Source organism: Chryseobacterium sp. GW821-FHT04C04, assembly GCF_059420365.1.
The window spans coordinates 104935-123169 of sequence record NZ_JBWKTO010000006.1; the positions used below are offsets into that span (position 1 = coordinate 104935).

The following is an 18235-nucleotide window of genomic DNA, read 5'->3' on the forward strand; positions in this document are numbered from 1 at the left end:
AGACCTACATTTCCTTATACTTACCCATAAAAAAATACAAACATAAGAATCAGTTATAAAACTTTTTCTTACATTTGTACCTCCAAAGCATAAGGAAATTTTTGGTTATTTCTCTTTCTGCCTTCCAGACGGACATTAGCAATCTTGCAATTAAGTCTTATGAAAGATTACCCTGTCCAATCTTTTCCTTTTCTTATTTTTATGACATAAAAAACAACGTTTTCTTATGCTTTCTTTACAAACTCTGACTTAAGAGCCATCGCTCCGAAACCATCAATTTTGCAATCAATATTATGATCACTTCCTGGTCTTAAACGGATATTCTTCACTTTAGTACCCGCCTTTACAGGTTTTGGCGCTCCTTTTACAGGAAGGTCTTTTACTACCACTACAGAATCTCCATCCTGAAGTTCATTTCCGTTTGAATCCAATATTTTTCCTTCGCTGGCTGCCTCAGAAACTGCTTCCTCAGGGTTCCATTCGTAGAAGCACTGGGAACAGACCATCATATTATCGCTCGGATAGGTAAACTCGGAGCTGCATTTCGGACAAAGTACTGTATCACTCATATTTTTAATTTTTGCAAAGGTAGAGCTTTTTAGGGGTTGAAGTCAAGGGGAATAACAGCACTGTCAATAAGTCAATTTTTGCTTTGCAAAGTGAATGAGCAATCTCCCATTAGAAAATCTCTCTGTATAATATATTGATGGTTCATAACCTCGCCTCTCGAATCACGCAACCCGAACAAAAAAATTCACAAGCCAAGCGGCTTGACCATCCACTATTCATCGTCCTTTATCAACTCTCCCACCCCAAATTCTAAACTCTCAATTAAAAGTCGTATTTTTGCAGATTCAAACAGCGAAGCAAATTTATGGAACTTATTCACAGAAACTTGGCAATCGGAATTCACGATGCCCTACAGGAGACATTTTTTGAGAAAAACAAATATGCCGATAAAGTTATTGAAAGACTTTTGAAAGCAAACAGAAAATGGGGAAGCCAGGACAGAGCTGTTGTTTCTGAAATTTTTTACAATATTATCCGTTGGAAAAAACGCCTTGAATACTATATGGGTGAAGGGGTGAAACCAAACAATATCTACAAACTCATCATCGCCTATTTGCTTTGGAGCAAAACCAATTATAAAAAATTTGAAGAATTTGACGGAATCAAAATCGCCGATATTCTTACAAAGCTTAAAAAGAATAGTGTTCCTACAAAAGCAATAGAACATTCTATCCCTGAATGGCTGGCTGAAACCCTTGAAAAAGAATTGGGGACTAACTGGGAAAGAGAAATGCTTGCTTTGAACGAGCAGGCTCCTACAGTTTTAAGAGCGAACTCTCTAAGAACAACTCCCAAGGAACTTATTTCGGATCTTTCTGATGAGGGAGTCGTTGCTTTTCCTATTAAAAATTATCCTGATGCTGTTCAGCTGGAAGAAAAGAAAAACGTTTTCCTTACCACAGCTTTCAAAGAAGGATTATTTGAAGTTCAGGATGCCTCTTCTCAGAAGATCGGTTATTTCCTTGATGTACAAGAAGGCCAGAGAGTAGTGGATGCGTGTGCAGGTGCAGGAGGAAAAACACTTCACTTGGCAGCAATCATGAAAAACAAAGGTCAGATCATAGCATTAGACATCTTTGAGTGGAAATTAGCTGAATTGAAGCGTCGTGCAAAAAGAGCAGGTGCTCACAACATTGAAACCCGTATGATTTCTGACAACAAAGTCATCAAACGTCTTCACGAAAAAGTAGACAGACTTTTGATCGATGCACCGTGTTCAGGTCTTGGAGTTTTAAAAAGAAATCCGGACAGTAAATGGAAAATTGATCAGGACTTTATTGACAGAATTAAAAAAGAACAGCAACAAATTCTTCAGGACTATTCTAAAATGCTAAAAAAAGGAGGAAAAATGGTATACGCAACGTGTTCTATCCTTCCTTCTGAAAACAATATGCAGGTAGAAGAATTCATCAAAAGCAATCCTGGATTCAAAATGGTTAAAGATGAAAAAGTAATGCCTAGCCAAGGGTATGACGGATTCTATATGGCTTTGATTGAGAGAGTTTCTTAATCCAAACCCAATTGACAATACATAAAACTACTCTATTCTTTGGAGTAGTTTTTTTTTGAAATTATACACATAGAAATACCTATTATTATCAAATAAAATTATTTTATCCCTGAAGTTATCTTTCGAGGACTGAAACGGATACCATGAACTATTTTCAACTTCTATTTTAGCTGATGTATTATCACGGCTTCCATCAAAATAAGTAAATAATTTGGGAGAATGAAAAATCAAAAAATATTTTGAATAAGCAGAATCTACATAATATTTGAAATCTTCAATTTCATAATCACTTAATTCACACTTATGGTAATCACCGCTGGTTGGATAAATGCAATTCATTCCAAATATAAATTTTCCATTTTTCCAGGAAATTTTGGTTTCTAAAAATCCATTATTCAATAATTCAACATTGTTATTAATAACTTCATCGACTAATTTGGATTGCATTTTACATATTTTTCGAATAAAATCTTCAGAATTTGCTAATATCATCAACTTTTCTTCTCCATAAAAGTAGGTTTTGGTAATAAGTTTCTTATTAAGTTTCTTGCGATTCAGAATAGAATATTCCACAAGCTTTAAAACATCAACCACGTTTATATTTTCACTCAAAATCCTTATAGCTAACCCCTTATTATTACTTTTCAGCAAAATACCTCGATCCAAAACAGCGAGCTTATACTGAGAATTATTATTTTCCAGAATAAAAAACTTCTGATTGGGATCATGAGGATAATAGGTTTTTCTTTCAATCATAATCGTATCAGAATATCCCAGGTTTTCAGCAATAACACTTGAAAGCTGCCCAATGACCCGTATCTTTAAATCTTCTGATCCAATTGTTTTAGGATTAAAATTAAATTCTGATTGAAAATATGTCTTTACATTTCTAAAAGTTTCAACTCTTATTTTAGGTTTATGAGCCTCTGCAAAATTTGATGATATAAGAAATAGGAAGAATAAGAAAAAATGTTTCAAGGTTAGTTTTTTGATTGAACGTAAGATTTGTAAAATTATTTCAAGCCCAAGATTGTTTTAAAATCTTTCCAAAAAATGTAATAATTTTTGTAACATTTCTACTACGTTGTCTACTAACTGTATAGATTAAAACCGTATGATGCTGTGGAAAGTTTATAATAACTTTGCAGCAAACTCATTTATTTATGCATATAAGAATTGTTTTCAATTTTCTAGCTGTTTTTTTATACTGTCTGTTTTCTGCACAGACCTACGAAATTCAGTATATCAGTTCATATAACGGAAAAACAACTGCTGACCAGCCCTCCACCATAGTTTGGGTTAATGAGAAAGAAAATTTCATCCTCAACAGCACAATCAAAGAACAAAAAAGCAACTTCCCTTATGAAATCACTAAGGTTGAAAAGCCGTTAAATACAATTGTTTCGTATGCTTTTTTAAAACCAGAATCCATTATTTCAACATCTGATGCCGAGTCTGTAGGAAAACAGGATTTTGAACTCACCAATGAAACAAAAAAAATCTTAGGATATAACTGTAAAAAAGCCGTTACAAAAGTCAATTCAAATACCATTGAAGTCTGGTATACAAATGACCTGAAGCTGAAAGGCGGACCTTCTGTTTTGGGACAGAATTTAGGGCTGGTTCTGGAAGTTGAGCGAAATAAAAACTCTTTAGTGACAGCCAGTTCCATTAAGAAAATTAAAAATACAGGAATTGAAAATATCCTGAAAGGAAATATACAAACTACCGATCAGCTAGGGTATAAAGACCTTCTTTGGAAAAGCAGATTTACCACCCTGACCGTTTTTGAAAATGAGACCATCAATTTCTCTGATGCCTCCAAATCCGACGATCAGATCAAGAGATATGCTAATGGTACCATTATTCTTAAAAAGATAAAATTTCCTGCTATTACAGAAGGTGAAAATATTTTTGTAGAACTGAAACAACAGTCGAACGGAGATGCCTATGACAGAACCGGAACTGTATTTTTCATTCCACAGGATAAAGAAAAGTCTTTTTTTGATGGATTAGAAAAAGGAGCAAAAACACTTCCTGTCTACGAAAACGGAAATGGAAAGCAGTATTACGGGATAACGACTACAGACAGCTACAGCCCTGCTATGGAAATGATGCGATTCTTTACCCCTTTTGGAATCCAGAAGTTCAATCATATTCAGCTTAAAGGAAAAACCTGGCAGACAATCAGCCCTTACCGAGAAGATATCACAGAGCTGAAACCTGCATTATCAGGAAAAGAGCTTTGGGTAGGTACATTTATTGGCAATTATGATAAGGGAGGACACAAAGTAAGTCTTGATATTACCATTCACAAGAGTGACCAGAATATTTATAAAAATAATATCGCCATCCCTTTGTTTAATACTTTAAATATTATGGAAATGGCTGGGCAGGATTATTCCACAATGTTTAATCAGGATAAAGGACTGCTTGTTAGTTTCACTCTACATAAAGATCTGAAGAACGCGCAGCTAAGATATACTACTACCGGACATGGAGGCTGGGAAAACGGAGATGAATTCGTTCCAAAAGCCAATTCTATTTTTGTTGATGAAAAACCGGTATTTTCATTTGTACCATGGAGAACAGACTGCGGATCATATCGTCTTTACAATCCTGCTTCAGGAAATTTCCCGGACGGACTTTCTTCATCAGACCTCAGCAGATCAAACTGGTGCCCGGGAACGGTTACCAATCCTAACTTCATTCCTCTTGGAGATTTGAAAGCGGGAAAACACACAATTCAGGTAAAAATCCCACAGGGTCCTACAGAAGGAACAAGTTTCAGCTCATGGAATGTTTCGGGAACGTTACTGGGAGTCCAATAAAAACAAAACCTTCTTGCATGAGAATTGCAAGAAGGTAAAAACACAAATGATGAAAAAAAATTATTTCGAGCCACAAAGTAAGGGTTAAAATTCATATAATAAATTACCATAGATTAATAAATATGTCATTTTTATTTCGTATGGAAATTGCATAAATTTTAGCCAACGAAAAAAATTAATCAAACACCTGTCAATTTCAATAAATAGTTAAAATTTTTAACTTAAAAACACAAATTGATTAAATATTTTCTCTTTTAAATATTTTTTATTGTTATTTATAAACATCGCCTTTACATTTGTTTCATAAATAATAAAAATTATGTGTGGAATTGTATGTTTATTCGACGCCCAGCAGAAAACTGAAGTATTAAGACCTCAGATTTTAGAAATGTCAAAAAAAATCCGTCACAGAGGACCGGATTGGAGCGGAGTTTTTCAGAACGAAAAAGTAATTTTCTCTCATGAAAGACTTGCCATTGTAGACCCTACCTCTGGAAAACAGCCTTTATTTACAAAAGACGGAAAAGTAGTATTAGCGGTCAACGGCGAAATCTACAACCATAGAGAATTAAAAGAAGAATTTCCTGATTATGAGTTTCAGACCCAGTCTGACTGTGAGGTTATTCTGGCTCTTTATAGAAAATACGGAAAAGATTTCATTGAAAAACTGAACGGGATCTTCGCATTCGCATTATATGATACTGAGAATGATGTTTATCTTATCGCCCGTGATCATATGGGAATCTGCCCTCTGTATCAGGGCTGGGACAAAAACGGAAACTATTATGTAGCTTCCGAACTGAAAGCTCTTGAAGGCGTATGTAAAAAAATAGACACCTTCCTACCGGGACACTTTGTTTACAGCAAAGACGGTGCTGATCTTCAGCAATGGTACACCAGAGACTGGGACAGTTTTGATCAGGTAAAAGAAAACGAAACAGATATCGCGAAGTTGAGAAAAGGTCTTGAGGATGCTGTTCACAGACAATTGATGAGCGATGTACCTTATGGAGTACTTCTTTCAGGTGGCCTAGACTCTTCTGTGATTTCAGCAATTACTGCAAAATATGCCCGTCAGAGAATTGAAAGCGGGGATACACAGGAAGCGTGGTATCCAAGACTTCACAGTTTTGCTGTAGGACTTGTAGGTTCTCCCGATCTGGCAGCAGCTCAAAAAGCAGCGAAACATATCGGATCTGTTCATCATGAAGTCAACTTTACAGTTCAGGAAGGGCTGGATGCCATACGCGATGTCATCTATCATCTTGAAACATATGATGTAACCACGATCAGAGCCTCCACCCCAATGTATCTTCTGGCTAGAGTGATCAAATCTATGGGAATCAAAATGGTGCTTTCAGGAGAAGGTTCTGATGAATTGTTCGGTGGATATCTATATTTCCATAAAGCACCCAATGCAAGAGAATTCCATGATGAAACGGTAAGAAAGCTGGGTAAACTTCACCTTTACGACTGCTTAAGAGCCAACAAGGCATTGATGAGCTGGGGCATTGAAGGCAGAGTTCCTTTCCTTGATAAAGAGTTTATGGATATTGCGATGACTCTTAATCCACAAGATAAAATGATCAATACTGCTGAAGGAAAAATTGAGAAATGGGTATTGAGAAAAGCTTTTGAAGATATGCTTCCTGATTCTATTGTATGGAGACAGAAAGAACAATTTTCAGATGGTGTAGGCTATTCATGGATCGATACTTTAAAAGAAGTTGCTGAAAAAGAAGTGACGGATGAAATGATGGCTAATGCAAGATTCAGATTCCCGCTAAACACTCCTCAGAACAAAGAAGAATACCGATACAGAACTATTTTTGAAGAGCATTTTCCAAGTGAAACAGCTGCGGCTACAGTGCCATCTGTGCCATCCGTTGCCTGCTCCACTCCTATCGCTCTGGAATGGGATGAAGCTTTCAAAAAAATGAATGACCCAAGCGGAAGAGCCGTGAAGGTGCATGAAACTTCATACGAGTAGAGAATAGATTAGTCGATTACCAACCGTCAATTCGTTGCCTTTGTGAATTTTCATCGTGTAAAATAATTCACGATTCACTTTACACAGTAAAAACTGCCTATTGACAATCAGGCACAACCGCTAACTCCCTCAGTTATAATTTATCAATCCTGTAGCAATACAGGATTTTTTCTTGAATTAACGATAATAATATAGCATAATTTAACTGACAATCCAAAATAATATCTAATAAATAATTATATTTGGAAAACGAAAATATCAATTATAAAAAAATGAGAAGAAACCTTACTGTTTTATTTGCTTTATTAGCCATAAGTTTTGCTTTTGGACAGGGAAAATATGGCAAATATCTGAATTCAAAAAAGCTTGCTTTAGCTTATAAGAGTGTGAAAGATGCAGATAAAGATGACTACTATCAACAATTCTACTGGCTTGTAAAAGCAGAGCAGCTAAAAACGTATCCTCACCTTAAAGATATAAAACCTATCGTTTTATATGAGTTTGTAAAATATGTAAACCCTCAGAATCCAACAAAAAAATTGGATGACAGAGGCAAAGAACTAAGGGCGACAGCAGAATTATCATTAAATCAATATTTTAAAAATAAAAAATTTGAAAACAATTCTGTTTTAATGTACAACCTTGAAACGTATGTAGATCCTTCAAAAGGCCAGTATTACACAAAGGTAGATCCTGAAAAAATCAAGGAGCTTGTACCGAAGGAATTATTTGCTTTCAACTCTGTCAACAGAAATGTTGGAGAAGAAAAAACATATTACCTTTGGATCGATAAGAAAAAAGATGATCTGAACATTGTAGATATCATTCCTAACGAAAAAGAAGATAAAGCTTTCTACGCTAGACTGAAGCAATATCTTCCAAGCTATAAGTTTTCAAAATATGTTCCTTCTGTAAAAAAAGGAAACAAATCTGATAAAACGGATATCGATTACTATTACATCATGCCGTTTGAACAAAACACTGATAACATTGAATATAAGACAAAGGATTTCAAAACTTTCATCTTAAGCCAGTATAGAAAAGCCGGTGACGAATGGAAAGGAGTAGAAAAACCTAGAAAATAAATCAAAAAGTCCTGTGAAATATCGCAGGACTTTTTTAATTTTATATGGATTTCCTGATCTAAAGATCAAACCGCTTAAAGCAAGCAATTTCTTCACATAAAAATAAGTCTGGAAGTTTTTTGACTGCCCAGCCTATACCCAATGACAGAAGTAAGCACACAACAGACGTCCATAAAGAAAATACTTCCCCTGATTCTCGCTACTGCTATTTTCATGCAGATGCTGGATTCCACAATCCTGAATACTTCCCTGCCTTCTATTGCAAAAGACCTGAAAGAATCTCCGCTTAATATGCAGAACGCCATTATCAGCTATGTTCTGACTTTAGCCGTTTTTATGCCTGCCAGCGGATTTCTTGCAGACCGGTTTGGGACAAAAAAAATATTCATCTTTTCATTGGTATTGTTCAGCTTAGGTTCACTGTTTTGTTCCCTGTCGCAAAATCTTACCCACCTGGTTATTTCAAGGGTTATCCAGGGAGTTGGAGGAAGTTTGATGACCCCTGTGGGAAAGCTGGCACTGATCAAAACGTTTGATAAAAGCGAACTGCTCAAGGCCATGAACTTTGCTATTATCCCAGCTCTTATTGGTCCCGTACTGGGTCCGTTAGTCGGAGGTTATATGGTAGACTATCTTTCCTGGCACTGGATATTTTTGATTAATATTCCCATTGGTATTTTGGGAATTATTTTGGGATTAAAATTTATGCCCAATTATAAATCTGATGATGTAGATTTTGATTTAAAAGGCTTTTTAATTTTTGCGGCCGCCTCTCTCCTGCTTTCCATTTCACTGGAACTTTTTGGAGATATGCAAAATATTTCCCCTGTTTTACTTGTATTTATCATGGGCTTTCTATTCCTGTACTATTATTATAAACATGCAAAAAGAGGAGGAAATCCTATATTCCCATTAAATCTGTTTCAGGTAAGAACTTTCCGCGTAGGTATTGTAGGAAACCTTGCTACCAGATTAGGCATCAGCTCTGTTCCACTACTCCTTCCACTCATGATTCAGATTGCATACAAACAATCTGCCGTAACTTCAGGCTGGATCATTGCTCCCATGGCTTTAACGGCTATCTTCGGGAAATCATCTGTTATTAAAATTTTAGACAAATATGGTTATCGTCAGACTTTAATGGTAAATACGTTCATTATTGGTACCCTGATCTGTCTGCTCGCTATTCCTGATATACACACTTCTTTATATTGGTTTGTACCTATTATCGCTGTATTAGGTTTTTTCAACTCCATCCAATTCACCTCTATGAACACTATTTCTATTGCCGACCTCAGGAATTTCCAGACGAGCAGTGGAAACTCATTAATTTCAGTGAATCAACAGCTGGCCATCGGATTTGGAATAGCATTCGGGCTGATTGTTTTAAAACTATTTGAAAATACAGACCTGATCAAAGGTGAAATTCACAATGCATTCCGTTATACATTTCTCACCGTAGGAATATTGACAATTGTATCTGGGTTTGTTTTCAGAAGACTTCATATTTCGGATGGAAAAAATATGAAGTCGAAGGAAGAATAGTCGGGTAAAATCACAATCCCGAACATTTGCCTTTTCACCCTTCCTACGAACTTATCACAGATCAATGCTTTTCGTTGATAACTATGATATTTTTGCTTATATAAAAAATCAACAATGTGATGGCAACTAAAAAAGTAGAAATCGTAGTATCTCCACGACCTGCACATTTTGTAGGCGATGGTTTCAGGGTTCATAATTTTATTCCGGGAGTACCTGGTTTAGAAATGAAAAGAATGGATCCGTTCATTATGCTGGATTACAATTCGAAATTTCATTTCAATGGATCAGAAATACCAAAAGGTGTGGGAGTTCACCCGCATAGAGGTTTTGAAACAGTAACCATAGCTTATAGCGGAAAAGTGGAACATCATGACAGTGCTGGCGGCGGCGGCGTTATCGGAGAAGGTGATGTTCAATGGATGACTGCCGCAAAAGGAGTTCTTCATAAAGAATATCATGAAACAGAATGGGCAAAAGAAGGAGGAATTTTTCAGATGGTTCAGCTTTGGGTGAATCTTCCGGCAAAAGATAAAATGAGCTGTCCAAAATATCAGGCTATTGAAAACTCAGCAATGGAAAGAGTCGATTTAGGGGAGAATGGTTTTATAGAAGTAATTGCCGGAGAGTATAGCGGTCATAAAGGTCCCGCTTCTACTTTCACTCCACTTCATATGATGAATGCAAAGCTTAAATCAGGAGGAAAAGCAGAATTTAATTTTCCACCTCACTTCAATACTGCCGCTTTGGTTATTGAAGGAAGTATCATCATCAACGGGGAGGAAAGTGTGAAGACCGATCATTTGGCACTGTTTAAAAATGAAGGCGAAATTTTCACCATAGAAGCAAAAGAAGATTCAATTGTTTTGATCATTAGCGGTGAGCCTATCAACGAACCCATTTATCCTCATGGCCCTTTTGTAATGAATTCCAGAGAAGAAATCATGCAGGCCTTCGAAGATTTCAATACCGGAAAATTCGGATATCTGGAAGATTAAAAGATTTAAATATATCTTAATCTTTGATTATTCCTTTTTTATTAACTTTATATAATGGCAAACCTTATAGGTTTCTAAAACCTATAAGGTTTAACTGTCATAATGAGCAAATCTTGTTAAAAAAACAGACCGCTCTTAATACAAAATACATGAAAGCAGAATTTGAAAATATACCTCTCATAAAAGCAGAGAAAAGATTTGAAATAGAATTCAACGGGCATTACGCATTCATCGATTATCGTGAGACGACCCACCAGATTGCTTTGGTACACACAGAAGCAGAGCCTGAATTAGCAGGAACCGGTGCCGCTGCAGCCGTAGTTGAGAAAACGCTGAATTACATTGAAGAAAGTGGGAAAAAGCTTCTTCCATTCTGTCCTTACGTTTTTGCTTTTATCAAGAAGCATCCTGAATGGAAACGTATCGTGGATGAGAAATTTGAAGGATATGACAAACTTTAACCCTTCAGCAAAACCACTTATTTATTGAATAACATTTTAACAAGTATCACATCATCATGTCAAATATCGGACTTATCATTGAAGAAAAAGCAGCAGACATCGGAAACTTTCTGGTAGGAAGGCTTCTTCCTTTCCGTGAAAAAAGAGCTGTTGGACCATTCGTTTTTATCGATCATATGGGACCTTCGGAATTAAAGGATTATCAAAACCTTGATGTTCCGCCTCATCCGCATATCGGTTTATCTACGTTAACGTATCTGTTGGAAGGTTCTATTTTCCACAGAGACAGTATCGGAAGTGCTCTTGAAATAAAACCGGGTGCTGTGAACTGGATGACGGCCGGAAAAGGGGTTGTACATTCAGAAAGAACACCTGAATATTTAAGACACAGTGATAAAAGACTTCACGGATTCCAGATTTGGGTAGGACTTCCGAAGCACCTTGAACAATCGGAGCCTACATTTCATCATAGTGAAGCGGATGATATTCCGGTTTGGGAAGAAGATGGCATTCAGTATAAATTAATTGCCGGTGAAGCATTTGGAAGAACATCTCCGGTTCCTGTACACAGCAAGTTATTTTTCATTGAGATCAAAACAAAAGAGGCTAAGAAAATAAGCATTGGAAAAGATCTTTATGGGGAAGCTGCAATGTATGTGCTGGACGGGACTGTTACTACAGATGGAAACTCATATGGTTCAAAACAGCTGATGGTTGCTAAAGACACCAAGCTTTGTGAATTTGATATGAGCGAAAACGGAACAGTTTATCTTTTTGGAGGTGAACCATTTGATGAAGAACGGTTTATATTCTGGAATTTCGTTAACTCAGATAAAGAAAAGCTCGACCAGGCCAAAGTAAACTGGAATGATCAGAATCATGATGCTTTTCCTTTGGTTCCGGGTGACGAAAAAGAATATGTTCCACTTCCTAAGGCTATTTTAAACAGAAAATAAATTCAGTTCAGATCATGAAAATATTAGCATTTGCGGGAAGTACTTCTTCCACTTCTATCAACAGGGAACTGGTAAAATTTGTTCTGAAAGATTTTCAGGATGAAGAAATCAATCTGATAGACCTCAACGATTTCACAATGCCTGTTTTCTCCGTAGATCTTGAAAAGAAAGGTTTTCCGGATGAAGCCCATCGGTTTTTAAAAGTTATTGAGGAGTGTGATGTGATTATCTGCTCTCTTGCGGAACACAACCGTTCTTACAGCGCTGCTTTTAAAAATGTTTTTGACTGGTCTTCAAGGATTAATGTAAAAGTATTTCAGAATAAACCTATGCTTCTGATGAGTACGTCTCCCGGAGGTTATGGCGGCGGAAATGTGATGAATACAGCCAAAACATTTTTCCCTCAGTTTGCAGCAGATATCAAGGATACTTTTTCATTACCAAAGTTTTATGAAAATTTTGATATGGAAAGCGGAGTGATCAATCCGGATATGCTGAATGATCTGAAAGATAAAATACAAAACTTTAAAAATCAGGTTAAAACGAATGACTAAAGGAAGATTAGAGGCATTCAGCGACGGTGTCCTCGCTATTATTATTACCATCATGGTGCTTGAACTCAAAGTACCTGAGGGAAATAGCTGGACAAGTCTCAAACCTCTTCTTCCCAAATTCCTGGCTTATATTTTCAGTTTTATTTATGTAGGAATCTACTGGAACAATCATCATCATTTGTTTCAGACGGTAAAGAAAGTAAATGGCAGTATTCTTTGGGCCAATCTTCACCTTTTGTTTTGGCTCTCTCTGATGCCAGTTGCCACAGAGTGGATCGGCACTACAAGTTTTGCAAAAAATCCTGTTGCCGTCTATGGTATCGGGCTCATTATGGCGGCGATTGCTTACACCATTCTGGAGCATGTCATCATCAAATGCGAGGGTGAAGATTCCAAGCTGAAAGAGGCCATTCACTCGAAATATAAAGAATATATCTCTATTATATTTTATGTCCTCGGGATCGCTACTTCATTTTTTTATCCTTATATTGCCATAGGTTTTTATTATCTCGTGGCTCTCATATGGCTGATTCCGGACAGAAGAATCGAAAAAACATTAAAAGAAAATTAATATGGAAACACACGAATATCCCAATGGTAACATTACGGTCATCTGGCAGCCTGAAAAGTGTATCCACTCTGCTATATGTGTAAAAACACTTCCAAAAGTCTACAATCCTAAAGAAAGACCTTGGATAAAAGCAGAAAATGCAACTCCGGAAGAACTTAAAAAGCAGATAGACTTATGCCCTTCAGGTGCATTAAGTTATAAATTCAATACAGAAAAATAATGGCGGTAACAGTAAAAGCAAGTTTAGGAAAAACAAAATATTATACAGAAGTAACAGCCGGCGAAAATACGATCATCACTGATGAACCGATTGATAAAGGCGGACAGAATAAAGGTCTTAATCCTATGGAAATTCTGGCTACATCTCTGGCAAGCTGTACAGCTGCTACACTGAGAATGTACATTGAAAGAAAGGAATGGGATGTGGAAAACATCAATGTGGAAGTAGAACTTGAAAATTATCCATTAACAAAAAGAGCCGTTTTCAAAAGAGATATCACCTTTGAAGGTATTCTGGATGAGGAGCAGCTGAAAAGACTGCATACCATTGCTGATGCCTGCCCTGTTCATAAAATATTAACTAACGACATAGAAATACTAACTAAATTCTCATAACATGATCGAAGTAAAACAAAACAACGACGAAAAACACGGAAGTTTTGAAGCTTTCATAGATGGAAGACGCGCAGGAATGATGACCTATACCTGGGCAGGAGAAGAAAGATTTATTATAGACCACACGGAGGTGGAAGAAGCCTACAACGGAAAAGGTGTAGGTAAGGAAATGCTTCTGGCAGCAGTAGATTTTGCCAGGAAAAACGGGAAAAAGATTATTCCCCTCTGTCCTTTCGCTAAAGCAAGTTTTCAGAAAAGTGAGGAACTTCAGGATGTATTAGTGAATTAATCACTGTTTCCACACTTACCATATAAACCTTTCAGAGTATTTCTGGAAGGTTTTTTATTTTTAAATTTTTAAACAAAATCTATATCCAGAGCACTTATAAAATAAACTGCAGAGCAAATTAACGGTTCATAATTCACTATAAAACTGACAGCTTTGTAAATTCGCAATTCACGACTGATCTTTTTTATATATTTGCTAAAATTTAAAAATCAAGCATGAATCCAGGAACTATCCTTTTGCTATTTGTTTTCATTTATTTTATCGGCCTTTTGGTGATTTCTTATTTCACCAGCAGGAACTCTGATAACCAGTCGTTTTTTATTGGTAACAAAAAGAGTAAATGGTGGCTCGTTGCATTCGGGATGATAGGAACCAGCTTAAGTGGGGTTACTTTTATTTCAGTTCCGGGAACTGTTGGTAAAATGACCGGTTCCGAATATATTTACGGTGGTTTTGAGTACTATATGATGGTCATTGGGTTCTTCATCGGGTATTTTATTGTAGCAGCTGTACTGCTCCCACTCTATTATAAGATGAATCTGACTTCCATTTATACCTATTTAGGAAGAAGATTCAATGTGGAAGCCCATAAAATAGGCTCTATATTTTTTATTATCTCAAGAGCCATTGGTGCTACGGCAAGATTATACCTGGTGGTGAATGTTTTACAGATTTTCTTACTGCAGGGCCTGGGAGTCCCTTTCTGGGTGACTTCTCTTATTCTTTTGCTGATGGTCCTTCTGTACACTTTTGAAGGCGGTGTAAAGACTATTGTTATCACCGATACTCTGCAGACTTCTTTTATGATTATCAGTCTTGTAGCGTGTATCGTTTTTATTTTATCAAACCTGAATTTATCTTTTGGTGAAGCATATACGATTCTGGAACAGAAAAATTATACTCACTTCATCAATTTTGATCCTAATTCTAAAACCTTTTTCCTGAAAACCATTTTGGGAGGGATTTTTATTACGATTGCCATGACTGGACTGGATCAGGAAATGATGCAGAAAAATATTTCTGTAGACAATCTTAAGAATTCAAAGAAAAACATGCTGACTTTTGCAGGAACCCTTCTTTTGGTAAATCTTGCCTTTTTATTCCTTGGAGGATTACTTTATCTTTTTGCGATACAACACGGCGCTGAATATGGAACTCTTAATTCTGAAACGATAACTAATATTTTTGGATTTAAAGATTCAGCAGGAAATATTAAAAATATAATGGGCGACGACCTTTTTCCTGCTTTATCACTTCAGGGGTATTTCCCAATGGCTATTTCCGTTATTTTCATTATCGGATTGATTTCAGCATTGTTCCCTTCAGCAGATGGAGCTTTAACGGCTGTAACGAGCTCTTATTGTGTAGATCTATTAAACCTTAATGAAGATAAAACCAAAACTGAAAAAGAAAAGAAACGTCTTCGTATGAAAGTACATTTAATTTTCACAGTAGTTTTCTTCATCCTGATTATGGTTTTCAAAGCATTGAATGACAAGTCTATTGTTTATCTGATCATGGAAATTGCAGGGTATACATATGGACCGCTTTTGGGACTTTTTGCTTTTGGAATTTTCACTAAGTTTCAGATTTCCAGAAAATACTCCATTCTTGTGGTTACTCTTTTAGCTCCTGTATTAACTTATTTCATCAATCTGGCGGTTACGACTTATACAGATTACAGAATTGGGGTAGAACTGATTGTCCTTAACGGGCTTCTAACCTTTATTGGTTTATGGCTGGTCAAAAACAAACAATATTTAAAAGTTGTTTAATCTTTATACAAAACAAAAAAGGCTGTTTTCAATAGAAGACAGCCTTTTTTTTATTCAATAGTGGATTACTTATTCTTTAATCCACTTGATTGTTTTCTCTAAATTCTTAGATTTAACCTTGATCAGATAATCTCCTTTTATCAGTTGAGATAGGTCAAAAGTACCTACTTTATCATGGTTCAATTTATTATTTGCCTGGTTGAATACTAATCTTCCGCTTACATCATACACTGTAATATCATACACTTCATTTGAGCTGGTAAATTTGATATTGAGAAGTCCTTTACTTGGATTAGGATATACTACGAAGACATCTTGATTTGCAGCTGCTTCACTCACCCCCAATGTCTGAGTAATGGTAAAGTTAATAGGGTTAATGTTGTAGAAAACATTCGTCTCTGCTGCTACCATAATTCGTGCTTGTGTGGTACTCACATTAGGAATAGTAATGGTCTCGGAACCATCGTTCGGAGTAGAAGCTAAGATCACCGTGGGATACGTAAGACCTCCGTCCGTTGAAAGGTAAATATTCACAGTAGCAGCATTCACAGGAAATGCTGTTGTATTCGCTACATTCCATGTGATGGTTTGAGTAGAATTACCCGCCCAGCTTACGGCTGTAGTCGGCGCCGTTACAGTGAACGGTCCTGAGTTTCCATCAACGGTAATGATTGCATCATCATTGGCAACTCCTGCGCAGCCTGCATTATTATCTCTTACAGTCAGTCTGAATTCCATCGTTCTGGCATAAGATGGTAAAATTTCTCCTCTGGTTACTGTATTATTGATTACATCTGTAATTTTAGGGAAATATCTGTAAGGAACTGTTACAGGAACAAATGATCTGAATATAGCAGCGTTTAATGTTGGTGCATTCCAGTCACCTTGCGGGCCTACATCATTCTGTTCCCAGCAGTAAGTAAGTGGATTGTTGTCTATATCTGAAGCGGATCCTTCTAGTCTAAAAGGTGTACTTTTAGGTATGGTATAATCACCTCCTGCATTTACTGTAGGAGCAAAATTATTAGAAGGAATTGTTACCTGACATGATGTTGACTGAACTTTCGCCGTGATAGATTGGAATGATTTGGTATGGAAAATAGGAATACTATTGGCTGCTAGGTTATTGACACTTCCACAGATACCGGCATAAGCCATAATGGTAATACCACTTCCTGGCTCTACGGCATTAGCTCCACTACGGTTACCATTGCAGCTTCCTGTGACTGCATTAAAAGTATGTGGACCTCCAAACTGATGTCCTACTTCATGGGCAACATAATCAATATCATAAGGATCCCCTACAGGATTAGATGAACCGGTGATTCCTCTTCCTTTACCACTATTATTACAAATCACTCCCAGCCCTGCTAATCCACCACCACCGGTACTGAAGGTATGTCCGATGTCATAATTGGCATTTCCTATAAGTAAATCAATCTGAGTCTGACTTTCGTTAATTAATGTACCCGCAGCATTATTTCCGTTAAATGGATCTGTGAGTGCATTGGTAAAGACTACATTGGCTTCATTATCCACTAATACCAATCTTGAAGCTACTTCCTGCTCATACACTCCATTTACTCTGTTTACAGAAGTTACAATTGCAGAAAGCGTTTGTGCAAGAGTAGGCGTAGCTGTACCTGTTGCCGCTACTGCATATTCTCCTGTACAAGCTACAGCAATCCTGAACACTCTAATTTGAGTTCCTACGCTTGGAGCTGTGGTTTTTTGAGCGTTTTTTTTTCCTAGCGGAGTATCGTCTTCATCTTTTACTCCACAAGACCTTGGGGTTTTATCAATTAAGTCACTTTTCTTATAAATGATATAATTGTTAATATCCAATTTTGCATAAGGATCAATATAAGTATCTCCAGCTACCACAGATTTTATTTGCGCATGGAATCCCAACTCGGTAAAATCAAGTTTTATAGTAGCATATTTATCATCTATTCCCTGCCCTGTCAAAGTAACGATCTGAGGGAATTGGCTGGCGAGTCCTGGAGCCATTACGGAAGACTTCCAGATTCTGAACTTTGCTTTTGTACCGTCAGGCATTGGCAGTACAATAATGGGTGCGTTATCTTTACGATCACTGTCTTTTAGCTCCGGAACGGAATTAAAATAGCTTTTCATTCCAGCTACATCCAAAGTATAGGTCAATGACTTTTCCGGTTGTACTGTTCTATTTTTAGGATCTGCCTTAATAGACCTTTCACTGATGACTTTAAAGAAGTCCTGTGCCTTCCCTGAGGAAATCGATATGACGAATATCCCCAAATAAAATAATTGTTTAATTTTCATATATAATGGTATGTAATTTTTATTTAAATAAATAATAAGACCAAAAACTAAATAATTTTTAGTTAAAGATCAATAATTCAAATAATATAGAATTATAAAATTAGTTAAATTATTCCAATTATCACATATTAAAATTCAAAAAAAAGCAATGTTCAATTGCAAAAAAGCAACAATCAAGCTACCA

17 protein-coding genes are annotated in these 18235 nt (G+C 36.5%); 14 read left to right on the forward strand and 3 right to left on the reverse strand.

What is annotated here, in order from left to right:
- Nucleotides 1–224: 224 nt before the first annotated feature.
- On the reverse strand, nucleotides 225–569 hold the full coding sequence (locus tag AC07UM_RS19990; RefSeq protein WP_124530704.1) for a zinc ribbon domain-containing protein YjdM: 345 nt from the start codon (nucleotides 567–569) through the stop codon (nucleotides 225–227).
- A gap of 305 nt (nucleotides 570–874) precedes the next feature.
- Here AC07UM_RS19990 and AC07UM_RS19995 point away from each other — a divergent pair, with 305 nt between their 5' ends.
- Complete coding sequence (locus tag AC07UM_RS19995) at nucleotides 875–2080, forward strand: RsmB/NOP family class I SAM-dependent RNA methyltransferase (protein ID WP_494684349.1); 1206 nt, start codon at nucleotides 875–877, stop codon at nucleotides 2078–2080.
- A 27-nt stretch (nucleotides 2081–2107) separates the two neighbouring features.
- Here AC07UM_RS19995 and AC07UM_RS20000 read toward each other — a convergent pair whose 3' ends face one another.
- Nucleotides 2108–3058 (reverse strand): hypothetical protein, encoded by a 951-nt coding sequence (locus AC07UM_RS20000; protein WP_494684350.1) that lies wholly within the window; start codon nucleotides 3056–3058, stop codon nucleotides 2108–2110.
- A gap of 185 nt (nucleotides 3059–3243) precedes the next feature.
- On the opposite strand from AC07UM_RS20000, the gene AC07UM_RS20005 reads away from it, so the two are divergent.
- The 13 genes from AC07UM_RS20005 to AC07UM_RS20065 all read left to right on the forward strand — a co-directional run bounded on the left by AC07UM_RS20005 (nucleotide 3244) and on the right by AC07UM_RS20065 (nucleotide 15747).
- Nucleotides 3244–4911, forward strand: coding sequence for a GLPGLI family protein (locus AC07UM_RS20005; protein ID WP_494684351.1), 1668 nt, complete (start codon nucleotides 3244–3246; stop codon nucleotides 4909–4911).
- A 319-nt stretch (nucleotides 4912–5230) separates the two neighbouring features.
- Entirely contained in the window at nucleotides 5231–6901 is a 1671-nt protein-coding gene (gene asnB, locus AC07UM_RS20010; RefSeq protein WP_494684352.1) for an asparagine synthase B, read from the forward strand.
- Between the two features lie 242 nt (nucleotides 6902–7143).
- Nucleotides 7144–7986, forward strand: coding sequence for a hypothetical protein (locus AC07UM_RS20015; protein ID WP_494684353.1), 843 nt, complete (start codon nucleotides 7144–7146; stop codon nucleotides 7984–7986).
- 141 nt (nucleotides 7987–8127) lie between these two features.
- Nucleotides 8128–9531, forward strand: a complete 1404-nt coding sequence (locus AC07UM_RS20020; protein ID WP_494684354.1) for an MFS transporter — start codon at nucleotides 8128–8130, stop codon at nucleotides 9529–9531.
- A gap of 119 nt (nucleotides 9532–9650) precedes the next feature.
- Nucleotides 9651–10526, forward strand: a complete 876-nt coding sequence (locus AC07UM_RS20025) for a pirin family protein (RefSeq protein ID WP_494684355.1) — start codon at nucleotides 9651–9653, stop codon at nucleotides 10524–10526.
- Nucleotides 10527–10675: 149 nt separating this feature from the next.
- A complete protein-coding gene (locus tag AC07UM_RS20030; RefSeq protein WP_494684356.1) occupies nucleotides 10676–10987 on the forward strand; it encodes a GNAT family N-acetyltransferase in 312 nt (103 codons plus the stop codon).
- Between the two features lie 56 nt (nucleotides 10988–11043).
- Entirely contained in the window at nucleotides 11044–11943 is a 900-nt protein-coding gene (locus AC07UM_RS20035; RefSeq protein ID WP_152290815.1) for a pirin family protein, read from the forward strand.
- Nucleotides 11944–11957: 14 nt separating this feature from the next.
- Entirely contained in the window at nucleotides 11958–12497 is a 540-nt protein-coding gene (locus AC07UM_RS20040; protein ID WP_494684357.1) for an NADPH-dependent FMN reductase, read from the forward strand.
- Nucleotides 12490–13068 carry a TMEM175 family protein gene (locus AC07UM_RS20045; protein WP_236851342.1) on the forward strand — a complete coding sequence of 193 codons (579 nt, stop codon included), beginning with the start codon at nucleotides 12490–12492 and terminating at the stop codon, nucleotides 13066–13068. Before AC07UM_RS20040 ends, AC07UM_RS20045 begins: the two co-directional genes overlap by 8 nt.
- A 1-nt stretch (nucleotide 13069) precedes the next feature.
- A complete protein-coding gene (locus tag AC07UM_RS20050; protein ID WP_494684358.1) occupies nucleotides 13070–13288 on the forward strand; it encodes a (4Fe-4S)-binding protein in 219 nt (72 codons plus the stop codon).
- Nucleotides 13288–13683, forward strand: coding sequence for an OsmC family protein (locus tag AC07UM_RS20055; RefSeq protein WP_494684359.1), 396 nt, complete (start codon nucleotides 13288–13290; stop codon nucleotides 13681–13683). Before AC07UM_RS20050 ends, AC07UM_RS20055 begins: the two co-directional genes overlap by 1 nt.
- A 1-nt stretch (nucleotide 13684) precedes the next feature.
- On the forward strand, nucleotides 13685–13972 hold the full coding sequence (locus AC07UM_RS20060; RefSeq protein WP_002984420.1) for a GNAT family N-acetyltransferase: 288 nt from the start codon (nucleotides 13685–13687) through the stop codon (nucleotides 13970–13972).
- Nucleotides 13973–14187: 215 nt separating this feature from the next.
- Nucleotides 14188–15747: a sodium:solute symporter gene (locus AC07UM_RS20065; protein WP_494684360.1), complete on the forward strand. Its 1560-nt coding sequence runs from the start codon at nucleotides 14188–14190 to the stop codon at nucleotides 15745–15747.
- A gap of 69 nt (nucleotides 15748–15816) precedes the next feature.
- Here AC07UM_RS20065 and AC07UM_RS20070 read toward each other — a convergent pair whose 3' ends face one another.
- Entirely contained in the window at nucleotides 15817–18051 is a 2235-nt protein-coding gene (locus tag AC07UM_RS20070) for a reprolysin-like metallopeptidase (protein WP_494684361.1), read from the reverse strand.
- Between the last annotated feature and the right edge of the window lie 184 nt (nucleotides 18052–18235).

Excerpts from the sequence above, each read along its gene's own strand:
- AC07UM_RS20020 (WP_494684354.1), top strand. The coding sequence starts at position 8,128 with ATGACAGAAGTAAGCACACAACAGACGTCCATAAAGAAAATACTTCCC.
- AC07UM_RS20060 (WP_002984420.1), top strand. The coding sequence starts at position 13,685 with ATGATCGAAGTAAAACAAAACAACGACGAAAAACACGGAAGTTTTGAA.
- AC07UM_RS19995 (WP_494684349.1), top strand. The coding sequence starts at position 875 with ATGGAACTTATTCACAGAAACTTGGCAATCGGAATTCACGATGCCCTA.
- AC07UM_RS20045 (WP_236851342.1), top strand. The coding sequence starts at position 12,490 with ATGACTAAAGGAAGATTAGAGGCATTCAGCGACGGTGTCCTCGCTATT.
- AC07UM_RS20025 (WP_494684355.1), top strand. The coding sequence starts at position 9,651 with ATGGCAACTAAAAAAGTAGAAATCGTAGTATCTCCACGACCTGCACAT.
- AC07UM_RS20070 (WP_494684361.1), bottom strand. The coding sequence starts at position 18,051 with ATGAAAATTAAACAATTATTTTATTTGGGGATATTCGTCATATCGATT.
- AC07UM_RS20040 (WP_494684357.1), top strand. The coding sequence starts at position 11,958 with ATGAAAATATTAGCATTTGCGGGAAGTACTTCTTCCACTTCTATCAAC.
- asnB (WP_494684352.1), top strand. The coding sequence starts at position 5,231 with ATGTGTGGAATTGTATGTTTATTCGACGCCCAGCAGAAAACTGAAGTA.
- AC07UM_RS20035 (WP_152290815.1), top strand. The coding sequence starts at position 11,044 with ATGTCAAATATCGGACTTATCATTGAAGAAAAAGCAGCAGACATCGGA.
- AC07UM_RS20055 (WP_494684359.1), top strand. The coding sequence starts at position 13,288 with ATGGCGGTAACAGTAAAAGCAAGTTTAGGAAAAACAAAATATTATACA.
- AC07UM_RS20050 (WP_494684358.1), top strand. The coding sequence starts at position 13,070 with ATGGAAACACACGAATATCCCAATGGTAACATTACGGTCATCTGGCAG.
- AC07UM_RS20065 (WP_494684360.1), top strand. The coding sequence starts at position 14,188 with ATGAATCCAGGAACTATCCTTTTGCTATTTGTTTTCATTTATTTTATC.
- AC07UM_RS20005 (WP_494684351.1), top strand. The coding sequence starts at position 3,244 with ATGCATATAAGAATTGTTTTCAATTTTCTAGCTGTTTTTTTATACTGT.
- AC07UM_RS20030 (WP_494684356.1), top strand. The coding sequence starts at position 10,676 with ATGAAAGCAGAATTTGAAAATATACCTCTCATAAAAGCAGAGAAAAGA.
- AC07UM_RS19990 (WP_124530704.1), bottom strand. The coding sequence starts at position 569 with ATGAGTGATACAGTACTTTGTCCGAAATGCAGCTCCGAGTTTACCTAT.